Source organism: Protofrankia sp. Cr2 (genome assembly GCF_963555885.1).
In the GTDB taxonomy this organism is placed as follows: domain Bacteria; phylum Actinomycetota; class Actinomycetes; order Frankiales; family Frankiaceae; genus Protofrankia.
Map to the genome: position 1 here is coordinate 1 of NZ_CAUVXG010000033.1, position 12623 is coordinate 12623.

Annotated in this window: 13 protein-coding genes, 1 tRNA gene and 1 pseudogene; 12 read left to right on the forward strand and 3 right to left on the reverse strand. The window is 64.5% G+C overall.

Going from position 1 to position 12623, the window contains the following annotated elements; translation table 11 throughout:
* The 6 genes and pseudogenes from U9978_RS15440 to U9978_RS15465 all read left to right on the forward strand — a co-directional run.
* On the forward strand, window positions 1-514 hold a 514-nt coding region (locus U9978_RS15440), incomplete at its 5' end, for a zinc-binding dehydrogenase (protein WP_322761828.1).
* 48 nt (window positions 515-562) lie between these two features.
* A pseudogene (locus U9978_RS15445) lies at window positions 563-952 on the forward strand (methionine adenosyltransferase domain-containing protein); the annotation flags it as partial.
* 12 nt (window positions 953-964) lie between these two features.
* Entirely contained in the window at window positions 965-2461 is a 1497-nt protein-coding gene (gene ahcY, locus U9978_RS15450) for an adenosylhomocysteinase (protein WP_322761830.1), read from the forward strand.
* A gap of 61 nt (window positions 2462-2522) precedes the next feature.
* Entirely contained in the window at window positions 2523-3518 is a 996-nt protein-coding gene (locus U9978_RS15455; protein WP_322761831.1) for a carbohydrate kinase family protein, read from the forward strand.
* Between the two features lie 188 nt (window positions 3519-3706).
* On the forward strand, window positions 3707-3943 hold the full coding sequence (locus U9978_RS15460; RefSeq protein ID WP_322761832.1) for a hypothetical protein: 237 nt from the start codon (window positions 3707-3709) through the stop codon (window positions 3941-3943).
* A 98-nt stretch (window positions 3944-4041) separates the two neighbouring features.
* Window positions 4042-4125 (forward strand) — tRNA-Leu (locus tag U9978_RS15465).
* Here U9978_RS15465 and U9978_RS24080 read toward each other — a convergent pair.
* From U9978_RS24080 to U9978_RS15480, 3 genes are read right to left on the reverse strand one after another with little or no spacing between them, the layout of a single operon-like run.
* Window positions 4091-5158 carry a zinc ribbon domain-containing protein gene (locus U9978_RS24080; protein WP_416210991.1) on the reverse strand — a complete coding sequence of 356 codons (1068 nt, stop codon included), beginning with the start codon at window positions 5156-5158 and terminating at the stop codon, window positions 4091-4093. The two genes, U9978_RS15465 and U9978_RS24080, sit on opposite strands and share 35 nt — an antisense overlap.
* Window positions 5112-5345 (reverse strand): hypothetical protein, encoded by a 234-nt coding sequence (locus tag U9978_RS15475; protein WP_322761834.1) that lies wholly within the window; start codon window positions 5343-5345, stop codon window positions 5112-5114. The genes U9978_RS24080 and U9978_RS15475 overlap by 47 nt, the downstream gene beginning before the upstream one ends.
* A gap of 47 nt (window positions 5346-5392) precedes the next feature.
* Window positions 5393-5641, reverse strand: a complete 249-nt coding sequence (locus tag U9978_RS15480) for a hypothetical protein (protein ID WP_322761835.1) — start codon at window positions 5639-5641, stop codon at window positions 5393-5395.
* Window positions 5642-5797: 156 nt separating this feature from the next.
* Between U9978_RS15480 and U9978_RS15485 the strand changes: the two genes are divergently transcribed.
* The 6 genes from U9978_RS15485 to U9978_RS15510 are packed head-to-tail and all read left to right on the forward strand — an operon-like array spanning window position 5798 to window position 12541.
* Window positions 5798-6844, forward strand: coding sequence for a Rieske 2Fe-2S domain-containing protein (locus tag U9978_RS15485; RefSeq protein ID WP_322761836.1), 1047 nt, complete (start codon window positions 5798-5800; stop codon window positions 6842-6844).
* Complete coding sequence (locus U9978_RS15490; RefSeq protein ID WP_322761837.1) at window positions 6841-8454, forward strand: class I adenylate-forming enzyme family protein; 1614 nt, start codon at window positions 6841-6843, stop codon at window positions 8452-8454. Before U9978_RS15485 ends, U9978_RS15490 begins: the two co-directional genes overlap by 4 nt.
* On the forward strand, window positions 8451-9635 hold the full coding sequence (locus U9978_RS15495; protein WP_322761838.1) for a hypothetical protein: 1185 nt from the start codon (window positions 8451-8453) through the stop codon (window positions 9633-9635). The genes U9978_RS15490 and U9978_RS15495 overlap by 4 nt, the downstream gene beginning before the upstream one ends.
* On the forward strand, window positions 9632-10465 hold the full coding sequence (locus U9978_RS15500; RefSeq protein WP_322761839.1) for a thioesterase family protein: 834 nt from the start codon (window positions 9632-9634) through the stop codon (window positions 10463-10465). Before U9978_RS15495 ends, U9978_RS15500 begins: the two co-directional genes overlap by 4 nt.
* A gap of 19 nt (window positions 10466-10484) precedes the next feature.
* Window positions 10485-11483 carry a hypothetical protein gene (locus U9978_RS15505; protein ID WP_322761840.1) on the forward strand — a complete coding sequence of 333 codons (999 nt, stop codon included), beginning with the start codon at window positions 10485-10487 and terminating at the stop codon, window positions 11481-11483.
* Window positions 11477-12541, forward strand: coding sequence for a phosphotransferase family protein (locus tag U9978_RS15510; protein ID WP_322761841.1), 1065 nt, complete (start codon window positions 11477-11479; stop codon window positions 12539-12541). The genes U9978_RS15505 and U9978_RS15510 overlap by 7 nt, the downstream gene beginning before the upstream one ends.
* The last annotated feature ends 82 nt before the right edge of the window (window positions 12542-12623 follow it).

Consider the following 12623-nt stretch of genomic DNA (forward strand, 5'->3'; position numbering starts at 1 on the left):
GTCGGTGGTCCAGGGGGCCAGGCTTGTCGGGGCGGACCCGATCATCGCGGTGGACGTGGCGGAGACGAAGGAAGAGCTCGCACTCAGGTTGGGTGCGACGCATTTTCGGGTCGCCTCGCCGACGTTGTCGAAGGAGGTCCGGGCGCTCACCGGCGGGCTCGGTGCCGACCACGCCTTCGAGGTCGTCGGGAAGGCAGCGACCATCCGGGCCGCGTGGAGTGCCACCCGGCGCGGCGGGCGTACCACTGTGGTCGGCGTCGGCGCCAAGGATGATCGTGTGTCGTTCGGGGCGTTGGAGGTTTTCCACCTCGCTCGTACGCTCACGGGTTGCGTTTTCGGTTCCTGTGATCCGGACCGGGATGTCCCACTGCTGCTCGATCATGCCCGCCGCGGGGATATCGACCTGCGCGGTTTGGTCACCGCCGAGATCGGGCTCGCGGATGTGCCGGCGGCGTTCGAGGCGATGCTGCGGGGCAGCGGCGGCCGTTCCCTCGTCCGGTTCCCGGCCGAATAGCCCCTATTGCCGGGCGCTCTAAGCGGTCGGCGCTGGAAGTTCGTCCAGGGTCTGCCGGCACACAAGATCATCGTGGATACTTACGGCGGGTTCGCCCGGCACGGCGGTGGCGCATTCTCGGGAAAGGATCCGGGTAAGGTGGATCGTTCCGCGGCGTATGCGGCCCGCTACGTAGCGAAGAACCTCGTGGCCGCCGGGCTCGCGGCGCGTGTGGAGGTACAGGTTGCATACGCGGTCGGGGTGGCGCGTCCGGTTTCCGTGCTCGTCGAGACCTTCGGTACCGAGCGGGTGGTCCGCAGGCTCATCGACAAGCTGGTGGCCGAGTATGTCGACCTGCCCTGGGAGCGCACCGACCGGGCGGCCGCGCTGCGCGACGCCGCCGGCCTGACCACCACCGACAGTAAGACCATTACCGACAGTAAGACCACTGTGGCCTGAGAGGGAACCTGCATGACCACCATGACGACACCGGAAATCTATCGCAGCCGCAACGGCATTTCCTTTGCCGTCGCCGACCTCGGACTCGCCGAGTTCGGGCGTAAGGAGATCCGGCTCGCCGAGCACGAGATGCCCGGCCTGATGACGCTGCGCCGGGAATATGCCGGGGCCCGCCCGCTGCACGGCGCCCGCATCGCCGGTTCGCTGCACATGACCGTGCAGACCGCCGTCCTGATCGAGACCCTGGTCGCCCTCGGTGCGCAGGTACGCTGGGTCTCCTGCAACATCTTCTCCACCCAGGACCATGCCGCCGCCGCGGCCGTCGTCGGACCAGACGGGACACCCCAGGAGCCGACGGGTGTGCCGGTCTTCGCCTGGAAGGGCGAAACCCTCGAAGAGTACTGGTGGTGCACCGAGCAACTGTTCACCTTCACGGCCGACAACGGCGAACCGGTCGGCCCCAACATGATTCTCGACGACGGCGGGGACGCGACCCTGCTGGTCCACAAGGGAGTCGAGTTCGAGAAGGCGGGTGCGGTCCCCACGGTCGGCGCCGATGATCTGACAGTGTCCGACGAGTACCGCATAATTCTCGACACGCTGCGCCGCTCGTTGGCCACCGCGCCTGGGATGTGGACAGACATTGCAGCCGGCATCCGTGGCGTCACCGAGGAGACCACGACCGGGGTCCACCGGCTCTACCAGCTCGCCGCGCGGGGGGAGTTGCTGTTCCCGGCAATCAATGTCAACGACTCGGTGACGAAGAGCAAGTTCGACAACAAGTACGGCATCAGGCACTCGCTGATCGACGGCCTCAACCGGGCTACCGACGTACTGATCGGCGGGAAGGTCGCGGTCGTCTGCGGCTACGGCGACGTCGGCAAGGGCTCGGCCGAGGCGCTCGCCGGCCAGGGTGCGCGCGTCATCATCACGGAGATCGACCCGATCTGCGCACTGCAGGCACTGCTGGAGGGCTATCAGGTCGCCCGGCTCGATGACGTCGTCGACAAGGCGGATATCGTCATCACCACCACGGGCAACAAGGACATCGTCACCGTCGAACACATGGCGCGGATGAAGCACCAGGCGATCCTGGGCAACGTCGGTCACTTCGACAACGAGATAGACATAGACGGCCTCGCCCGCATCGCCGGCATCCGCAAGGTCACCATCAAACCCCAGGTCGACGAGTGGGTCTTCCCGGATGGGCACACGATCATCGTGCTGTCCGAGGGCAGGCTCATGAACCTGGGTAACGCCACCGGCCACCCCTCGTTCGTGATGAGTAACAGCTTCTCCAACCAGGTAATCGCGCAGATCGAGCTGTTCACCAAGCACACCGAGTACGCAGGCGAGGTCTACCGGTTGCCGAAGCTTCTCGACGAGAAGGTCGCGTGGATCCACGTGCAGGCGCTCAGCGGAGACCTCACCAAGCTCACCAAGGACCAGGCGGACTATATCGGTGTCGACATCGAGGGGCCGTTCAAGCCGGAGCACTACCGCTACTAGGGCGTGTCTGATGCTCCGCGGCCAGACCGCCTTCGTCTGCTGAGAAGTACAAGGGGAGTGCATGTCTGCAGGAACCGTCGCTGTCACCGGCTCGATCGCCACCGACCATCTGATGCGCTTTCCCGGGAGGTTCGCCGACCAGTTTCTCGACACTCACCTCGACCGGCTGTCGCTGAGCTTCCTCGTCGACGACCTCGTTATCCGCCGCGGCGGCGTAGCCGCCAACATCGCGTTCGGCATGGGCGTCCTAGGCCATAACCCGGTCCTGGTGGGCGCGGTTGGTAAGGATTTCGATGATTACCGTTCCTGGCTGGAACGCCACCGGGTCGACTGCGCAGGACTGCTTGTCTGCACCACCGCATACACCGCGCGTTTCACCTGCACCACCGACGACGACCAGTGCCAGCTCGCGTCGTTTTACCCAGGAGCGATGAGCGAGGCACGGAACATCTCGCTCGCACCGATTGTCGCCGACCGCGGGATCGGTCTCGTCCTGGTGGGCGCCAATGATCCGCAGGCCATGCTCAACCACACCGCCGAGGCCAGACAGCTGGGTATCGCGTTCGTCGCTGATCCGTCTCAGCAGCTGCCCCGGCTCGACCGCGACCAGTGTCGGTCCCTCGTCGACGGTGCGAAATATCTGTTCACCAACGAGTACGAATGGGAGCTGCTCATCCGCAGGACCGGGTGGAGCGAGGCGGAGATCGCCGAGCGGGTGGAACTGCGGGTCACTACTTTGTCCGCCAAGGGCGCGTTGCTCGTCGGCAATGGAAAGAGCATTCACGTCGACGTCGTGCCCGCCAAGGAGATCGTCGACCCCACCGGTGTCGGCGATGCGTTCCGGGCTGGCTTCCTGGCCGGGGTCGAGGGTGGCCTGGCCTGGGAGCGGGCCGCCCAGCTGGGCTCTCTCATCGCGACCCTGGTCTTGGAGACCTCGGGACCACAGCAGTGGCGGCTCGACCCCGGTACTGCCCCGGCGCGGCTGAGCAGCGCCTATGGAGGCGTCGCCGCGGCCGAGATCGAAGCAGTTCTGTCGCACGCTCGCGATCTGTCATAGCGGCCGGTGCGGGCCTGGTGAACCAGCGAGAACAGCGTGGCGAAGCAGACATGTGAGAGCTGCCGCCCGCGCGTCGGCCCGGATAGAACACCACTATCCGGGCCTTCGGCTATCCGGGCCTTCTCCGCCTTGCCGGCTCACCGCATGGATCGTCGACCGTATCGCCCAGCCCGACCCTTGATCGGTCAGTGCGCGGCCTGGTCGCGGATGCGGTCGACCAGATCGTGGAGACGGACGCCATCGTGGAACGTCGGGGATTAAGAGCGACCGGCAATAGGGACGCGGCGTCGCGGGGCCGGGGCACGCACCTCGCCACGTTGTCGTCGGTCGACACCCACTACCAGGGTGCCTCCCTCCTCGCACCTCGCGATCTACGCACCCCAGCCCAGCTCCTTCATCCACGCCCCTATCGCCGGGCGCTCTAAAGATCATGTACTGCCTGTCGGTGTGGCAAGACCCCCGCACCAACAGGGGTGTCAGCCGTGTAGAGTCTGTTCCGTTGCAGGTCCGGCAGGGCATGCATGTCCGGGTGGCGGAATGGCAGACGCGCTAGCTTGAGGTGCTAGTGCCCTCTAAGGGCGTGGGGGTTCAAGTCCCCCCTCGGACACTCGCCTCCAGACGTCCTGTGTGCTTCGCACCAGGTCGTCTCGTTTATGCCTGCCCGGGGGCCGAGCCCTCGGACCTCCACGGTGCGTTGGTGCTGCGCGAATCTCGGCCTTGTCGGCGGGGTCGGCTTCGGCGAGGATGATCAGCATGTCGCCGAGGGCCTCGACCATGGCGGCGATTTCGTCCCGGGTCGTCCGCCTGTCGGTGTGGTCGGTGGTGTCGCGGAGCTGGCGTTCGGCGGTAGCGCGTTCGGCTTGGGTTTGTGCGATCCAGTCGGTGACGAGGGCAGGGTCGGCGCCGGCTTCCAGTGCGGCCCGGTAGCGGGCGATCTTGGTCGTGCAGTCTTTGATCGTGCGGTGGGCGCGGTCGGCGGCTTGGTCGTTTCCGGTTGGCCCGGTTTGGGTCGCGGCCATGGCGTCGAGGGTGTCGGTGAGCCGCGGCGGTTTCAACGTGGTGGCGAGCCAGCTGTCCAGGGCGGGTACGACGGCGTCTTCGCGGACGTAGACGTTCGCCGGATGGCTGATCGTGTTCGCCAGGGCATACTCCTGCGGGTAGCGGCAACGGTAGTAGGCGGCTCCGCGGACGGTGTGCTCCTGCATCTTGCGATCACAGACACCGCAGTGGACCGCGCCTCGCAGCGCGTAGGGCTGGCGCGTCCGCGGGACCTTCTGGTCACCTGAGCCCCGTCCCCGGCCCGCGAGGAGCTGCTGCGCCTGAGTGAACGTCTTGATGTCGATGATCTCCGGGTGGGCCGTCTGCTCTGACCAGATCCACGTGTCCTCAGGGTTCCACCGCAGCTTGGTGCTGTGCCCGAGGCCGACCCCTCGAGCGCCTCGTCCGCGCGCCGGAACCGCTCGGCGGCGGGGACGCCGGCGTAGAGCAACCCGTCGGCGACGTTCTCCCGCACCGTGGCATGTTCGGCCAGGAAGAACTGCTGGAAGACGAACCCGATCCCGCGAGCCCGCAGCAGCGACAGCTCGCGGTCGCTCAGCCGTGCCGTGTCGACTCTCCCGATGCGGACGATGCCGCCAGATCGCCGTCGACCTGGACTCGTCCGTGTGCGGTGTCGAACAGACCGAGCTTCACAGCGACCAGCTCGCGTCGCGCGTCGGCGCGCACGACCTCGACCGCGAACCCGCCGCCGAACTTCGCCACGATCGCCGTGACCGGGACGCTCGGCGCGTTGCCGACTCCCGCGGTCGAGCCGCACAGCAGCAGCACCGGGTGATCGTCCGTCCTGGCCGAGCAGGGTGTCGGTGTTGGTGACCTCACCGGCGACCGGAAGCACGTCGCTGCGGGTCGCCACCATCGCGGCGAGGGTGGTGCTTGAGCACGAGGTAGGCAGTCAGCACCTTCGCCAGACTCGCGATCGGGACCGGCTGCTCATCAGGGCTCACCGCTGGCCGGCCGTCGCCGAGCACGTACGCGCTCTGCCCGCGCCGTGGCCATCCGCGCGTCGACAGGTAGGCGCTGTCCAGATCGTGCTCCAGGTCGCGGCCCTCCCCCGACCAGCACATCAACACCTACCAGGCACTCATCCAACTCGCCGACGGCAACCCCTGGCTACCCCAAACGACCTGACCAGGCACGGTTCGGGTTGACCATCCGCAACACGCGTGGCACCATGAGATACTCCAAGTATGCGAGATTATGCGTTAAGAATGGACAACGAGATGGCACTGTCGATGCGTCCGACCGGTTGGTTCCAGATCGGCTGGTCAGGGCAGTACGCGGTCGGCGATGTGTCGCCCTTCAAGCTGTGCGGCAATGACCTCGTTGCGTTCCGTACGGAGTCTGGTCGACTGGTTGTGCTCAGCGCATACTGTCAGCATCTTGGAGCGCACTTAGGGTACGGGGGGTGCGTCGACGGCGAAAATATCGTGTGCCCGTTCCACGGTTGGCAGTGGACCCCGGAAGGCACTAACGCGCTCATTCCGTACCAGGACCGACCGAACTACGCTCGAAAGGTGCAGCCCTGGGTCGCCTTCGAGAAGCACGGCGTGGCGTTCGTGTGGCACGACGTCCACGGCAGGGACCCGCTTTGGGATGTGCCGGACTTGTTCACTGATGTGTCCGACCAAGGGCTAAGCCCGGCTGACCACTACCGCCCCTATCCCGAAGCAGCGTCAACGGTCGACGACGTGACGATGCACCCGCAATACATGATTGAGAACGGCGTCGACTTCGCACACTTCAAGTATGTCCATCGCAGCGCGCTTCCCGAGATCCTCGGTAACGAGCAAGGCGAGACATGGTTCCGAGCGTCGATGGACCTCACTTACGGTGCGGGGAAAGAAAAGACGTGGCTCACGCCCACGGGACCAGCGAAGGTGACGCTCCACAACCTGTTCTCTGGCGTGGGCATCACGTTCTCGGCATTCGAAGGCGCGGACGCAGCGCGGACGATCCTGGCGGTCACCCCAATCGACGACAAGCACTGCACCGTGTACTCGACCGTGTGGCTGCCAAGGCTTCCGGGTGACACCGGAGATGCCCTGCCGGAGAAGTTACTTCGAAGACTGCACGAGACAAAACGCCAGGTGGTCAACGACGTCGAGATTTGGCGCCGGATGCAGTACACCGAGCCGGCGGGTCTTGCCACCGCAGAGGGTAAGGGCTTCACCGAGATGCGGCGTTGGGCTCGGCGCTTCTACCCTGACGACAAAGCAAACAGCATGTTTGAGGGCGCGCACCGCGTTGGGACAGGGGTCGGCGGTTGACCACCTCCATCCCCGCAGGCATCGCGGCGTACTGGGCTAGTGACACGTCGGTGCCGCTGGTTGACAGCAGCGTCGGCGATGTCCTGCGTCGACAATGCGAGCGAACGCCCGACGCCACCGCCCTGAATTTTGCTGGCTCACACGGGCTCGTGACGCGCACCTATCGACAACTGTTCGACGAGGCGACCACGGGCGCGATGTCATTGTTGACCCACGTCTCGCCGGGGGAGCGGGTCGCCGTGTGGGCGCCGAACAGCATTGACTGGGTCGTGCTCGAATACGCAGCCGCGCTTGCGGGGGTTGTTCTCACGCCGTTGAATCCGGCGCTCACCCCGGCCGAAGTGACTGCGATGCTCGGCCACAGCAGGGTAAAGCTCGTATTCGCCGTCCCCGAAGCCAGAGGTAAGCCACTGCTTGCGCAGGCGAACGAGATATCGACCCACGTAGCTGGCATTAGTGCCGTCCTCAACCTGCACGCTCGCACACCACACGACGGATGGCCACCTGGACCCCGCCCAGTCTCGATAGAATTACCGGTGGTCGAGCCAATCGCACCATTTCTCCTGCAATTCACTTCGGGCACCACCGGCCGACCCAAATGCGCGGTTCTCAGCCATCGCGCAGCTTTCAACGTGGCCCGGATGTGCGCGCTGGGAATCGACGACGGACCTAACCAGGTGTACTGCACGCCGCTTCCGCTACATCATGTCGCGGGCACGGTCAGCATGGTGCTCGGTTCGCTTTCGGTCGGAGGCGCTTTGACGTTGCTTCCGGCTTACGACCCCCTGTCGCTGCTCGACGCACTCGAGTCGACAAGGGCGACGATGGTCGGGGTCGTGCCCACGATGGCTGTCGACCTCCTCGCCGAACCTTCATTTCGGTCGCGGTCCCTGACCTTGCGGACGCTGCTCGGCGGCGGCTCCGCGATTTCTCCGGCGCTGGTGCGCGACATCGAATCCACCCTGGGCATCGAGATGCTCGTTGGCTATGGGCAGTCGGAATCGCCGTCGATCACCCAGACACGACGCGGCGACCCGGCCGAGGTCAAGGCGACCACGATCGGGCGCCCGTTACCCAACCGTGAGGTACGGATCCGTCGGCCAGAGTCTGACGAGACCGCGGCTTTCGACGAAATCGGCGAACTCTGCACCCGATCCAAACTCGTCATGGACGGATACTGGGACGATCCCTCCGCGACAGCCGAGGCTATCGACGCGGCGGGCTGGTTACGCACCGGCGACCTGTGCTCGATGGACGAAGGAGGTTTGATCAGCTTCCACGGTCGTATTCGGGATGTGCTGATCGTCGGCGGAGAGAACGTCTACCCTCGCGAGATCGAGAATGTGCTGCTGGCACATCCGGCAATTTTCGACGCGGCGGTCGTCGGGGCACCTGACCGGCGGTTGGGAGAGCGGCCCGCTGCATTTCTGCGACTGAACGACAGCGCCGTAGTCACCGAGAACGAACTCCGCGACTACGTATCGGAACGTCTCGCGACAATAAAGGTCCCGCGCGAGTGGCATTTCGTGGCCGAATTCCCACTCACGGCCGCGGGTAAGGTAAAGAAATTTGAGCTGCAGCGCCAGCTGCAGGATGGAGCGAAACTATGAGCGGTGCGCGGGTGGTCCTCACGTCAGCCGACGAATACCTACACCACCAGGCGGTCGCCACGTTCGATGAGGTGACCACCACCGACCGTAACTGGACCGAAAAGGGCTACGTCGTCGGGTACGCGACGAACGGCTCGGTGATGGCGGGCATCGGCATCGGTAAGTACCCCAACCGCAACGTTATGGACGCATTCGCGACGATCGCGGTACCAGGTTGGCAGTACAACGTCCGCGCGTCACGGGACCTGCGGCCCGGTATCGAGTCGACCACCGTGGGCCCCGTTGTTTGGGACATCATCGAGCCGCTCAAGAAAATCCGGGTCGCGCTGCTGGACAACGACTACGGTGTCAGTTGCGACCTCCTCTACGAGGGGTACTTCCCACCCGTCGTTGGGAGTCCCGGATTCCGTCGAGACAACGGGATCACGAGCAACCACACTCTGCGGTATTACCAGCCGGGTAGGACCAGCGGGACCGTGACGGTCGAAGGCGTGACCCACACGATTGATGCAGACAATTCGTACGGGTATCGGGACCGTTCGTGGGGGGTGCGGGGTATCGCGGGCGTGCCGCCCGAGGGTTCATTCCTTTTCGACGACGCATCGGGTCAGCCCGAGACTGGACTGCGACCGGCTAGCCCGACACCGGCCGGGCTGTTGCACGGATACCTGAATCTAATCTTCCCGGGCTTCGCGGTCAGTTCGACGTTCACCCAAGGACCCGACGGGACGCCCGTCCCATCGAGCACTGGTAGCAGTGAGGGTTTCGTCGCCTTCCCGACCGAGACCGGGCGCCCTCCGATTGCCATTGTTGACCTCGAGCTCAACTTCGAGTTCTTTGCCGGTACGCGCCGAGCCCGCGGGTTGGAAGCGAGTGTCCTGCTTGCTGACGGGACTAAGAAACAGATCACCTGCAGCTGGAAGAATCTTGTTTTCTATTTCCGAGGCGGAGCTTATTTCGGCTTCCGCGGTTGGTGGCACGGTAAGTACATGGGCGCTCCGCTGGTCGTAGGCGGCGAAAAGCTTGACTTGACCGACAAAGCCGTGCTCGATGAGCTCTACTCGGTCGAGGAGATCGCGGTCGACTGTACTTGTGATGGCGAACGCGGACATGGCGTGATCGAACCGTGGGTAATCGGTGAGATGCCCAGATACGGCATCAGCCATGAGCACCTCGGGTGACGTTCGCTACGCTCCTTTGCCCACGGGCAACGGAACACCCATCCCGCTGGGAGCTTGATGTTGTCCCGAAACTCACGTCGCCCGCAGGGCTGCTCAGCGGCGGCGCCGCGCTCGGCATCACCCTGAACGCGATGGCCTCAAGCACCGGACGCACTCCCGTGTGCGCAACGGCGCAGTATCAGAACACCGCGACGATCGGCACGCGAGTGTCTATCGCCGTCGAACACCAAGCTGGACGACATACGACGCAGGCGCGGGCGGTGCTTCGGTCGCACGAGCGCACACTGCTCACCGTTCAAGCGGCACTTGTCGAAGCGCGACCCAGCCGGTGGCATTCGCTGTTTCAGGCCCCCGACGTTCCCCCGGCGGTCGACTGCGCAATGCACGCGGTCGCTTCGAAGACGACCGACACCATTCTGGAATTCACCGAGATCAGACTCGCATCGGGCCGTACCTGGCCCGAGCTCGACGGAACCCCCGGATCGGGCTCTTTCGCACTGTGGTTCCGGCTGCCCGGCGGCAAACGAGCGTATACGGCGGCTGAACTTGCCGTCGTAGCAGACTTCCTCCCGCTCGCCACCTCACAGTCACTGGGTCGACCCGCCGCGGGCACGAGCCTGGACAACACACTGCGGGTGTGCGCCGGCGCGCCAACGGAATGGGTGCTCCTGAGCTGTCAGATTGACGGGATCGCCGACCGTCTCGCACACGGAACCGCACATCTGTGGGCCGAAGACGGCACGTTACTCGCCCTCGCAAGCCAAAGCCTGATCGTCCGCCGCCCCGAGGTCGCCGGGCTCAACCACGAGGCGCGGGTCCAGGACGCGTAGTAGAAAGGACGGCGAATTCATGCGCTATACCGAAAACCTGCCCAGGCGAGGCGAATTCGACTATCGCACCGTCGTCGGCCCGCACCGCGCGGACCCCGACGAGATCGCGCTCGACGTGCCCCTGCTCGGGCTACCACTATCGACAACCTACCTGTACGGGACCTTGCGTGATCTCGAGGGCGACCTGTTCAGCGCGATGAGGCGCATCTACGCCGGGAACGGTGGACGCGAGCGGTTCCTGCTGCAGTCGACCATCGACAACACCGACCTCAAGGTGCACCCCGCCAGCCGCCATTCCGCGCGGGCCACCGGAGTCACCCGTGGAACGCAAGACGGTACCTTTCGCTTCGAAAGCGATCCCGCCGCCGAAGGCGAACCATTCCACATCGAAGCCACCGCAACGGCATTCACCTGGACCGAGGGAGACACCCTCGACCTCACGGGACGGCTCGTTCCGCCAGGGACTCAGTGGCACCTGCCCGCGCGGGAACGCGGGATGGCCTACTTGTCACAGCTCTACGAAGTAGAGGGAACCATTCTCGGGCGCGAGGTCGGCGGGTTCCTGGGCATGGACGACGTGTACATGCATGGTGAGATGTACGACGGCAACGACATCCTGGTCGGCGACAAGGCGCATATTCTTTGGTACACCTGGGCTACCCGGTACACCGACGGCTCGCTGGACTTCGGTCATTTCCTCGTCGGCCATGAGCAGCTCGCGTTCGCGCTGCTTGCCAACGAAAAGACAGAGGTGTTCACCAGTCACGACATCGACGCGCAGGTTACCTTCGACCAGACGGGGACGTGGGTAGCCGGTATCGACCTCACGGCAAGTGGCCAACAGTGGGAGTTTCTGCCCGATCCGCGCGGGCGCATGGTTGATTTTATGCCGATGCCCAACCCCCAGGTCGAAGGGCGATGGCGCCGCGTTGGCGACACCCGCGAACCGCTGACATGGTTCGCGTGGGGCGAAGGCGCACCAAGTCACGGCGACCGACGGAGAGCCCCCCGATGGTGACGTCCGAGAAAGAACTCGAGGAACGGCGAGCCGCACTCCAGCGGTGGTGGCGCGATCAACCATCCGAACCCGATGACGCAACGCTCGGTCCTCTCGTCCCTGCAAGTTCAGGGTTCTCAAACGAGACGTACCTGTTCGACCTTGTCGGGTACGAGAACCCTGGAATCCCAGAGCGTTCGTATGTCGTTCGCTGCATGCCATCCGGCGCCGTCCTGCTGCCAGATTACGATCTCCGGTTCCAGTACGACGTCATGCGTGAGCTCGGATCAACAACAGTCCCAGTGCCGAGACCGATCGCGTACGAGGCCGACGACACTGTGCTGGGGTCGCCTTTCTTCATCATGGAGAAAGTCGAAGGTGTTGTCGCGTCAGGCAGGTACCCCGGCTTTCACGGCCATGGACTGTTCTTCGACGCCACACTCGCACGGCGCGAGCAGATGTGGTGGGAGGCGGTCGATGTGATGGCTGCACTACATCGGCTTGACTGGCAAAGACTCGAACTGCCGAGTTCAGTCGGTTCCCCCGAGACCGTCGACGAAGCAGTAGCCGCTGAGGCAGCGAAGATTGGACGATGGTTGGATTGGGCCGACCTAGGCCCACTTCCCGTACTAGAGGAAGGGCTCGAGTACGTCACGAAAACTTCCTGCGCAGCAAAGCGGCTAGTACTGTGCTGGGGGGATGCGCGTCCCGGAAACATCATCTATCGCGACGGGCATGTCGCCTCAGTGCTTGACTGGGAACTGGCCTATCTCGCGCCGCCGGAGTTCGATCTCGCCTATTTCACGCTCATCGACGGCGTTACTGCTGAAATCAATCAGGTCCCACGACTTGCGGGGATTCCCGAGGCTGCCGCCACTGCCGCCCACTACGAACGCGTGACCAAGCATCCGCTCGAAGCTTGGGACTTCGCGCAAATATTCCAAGCGCTACGGCTCGGCGCGCTCCTCGTTCTTGCGGTCCACATGTCACCTCCGAACCTCAACTACGTCGATGACTTCTTGACCAACAACATTCCGACTCATCGGCTTGCCGAGCTGCTCGGCAAGACCCAAACATGAAGGACGCCCCGTGACAAATCGGATCCCTCGCCTATTTTTCCGCTGACACAAGCATTGCGCTGGCCGAAACGTCAGTGGTAGA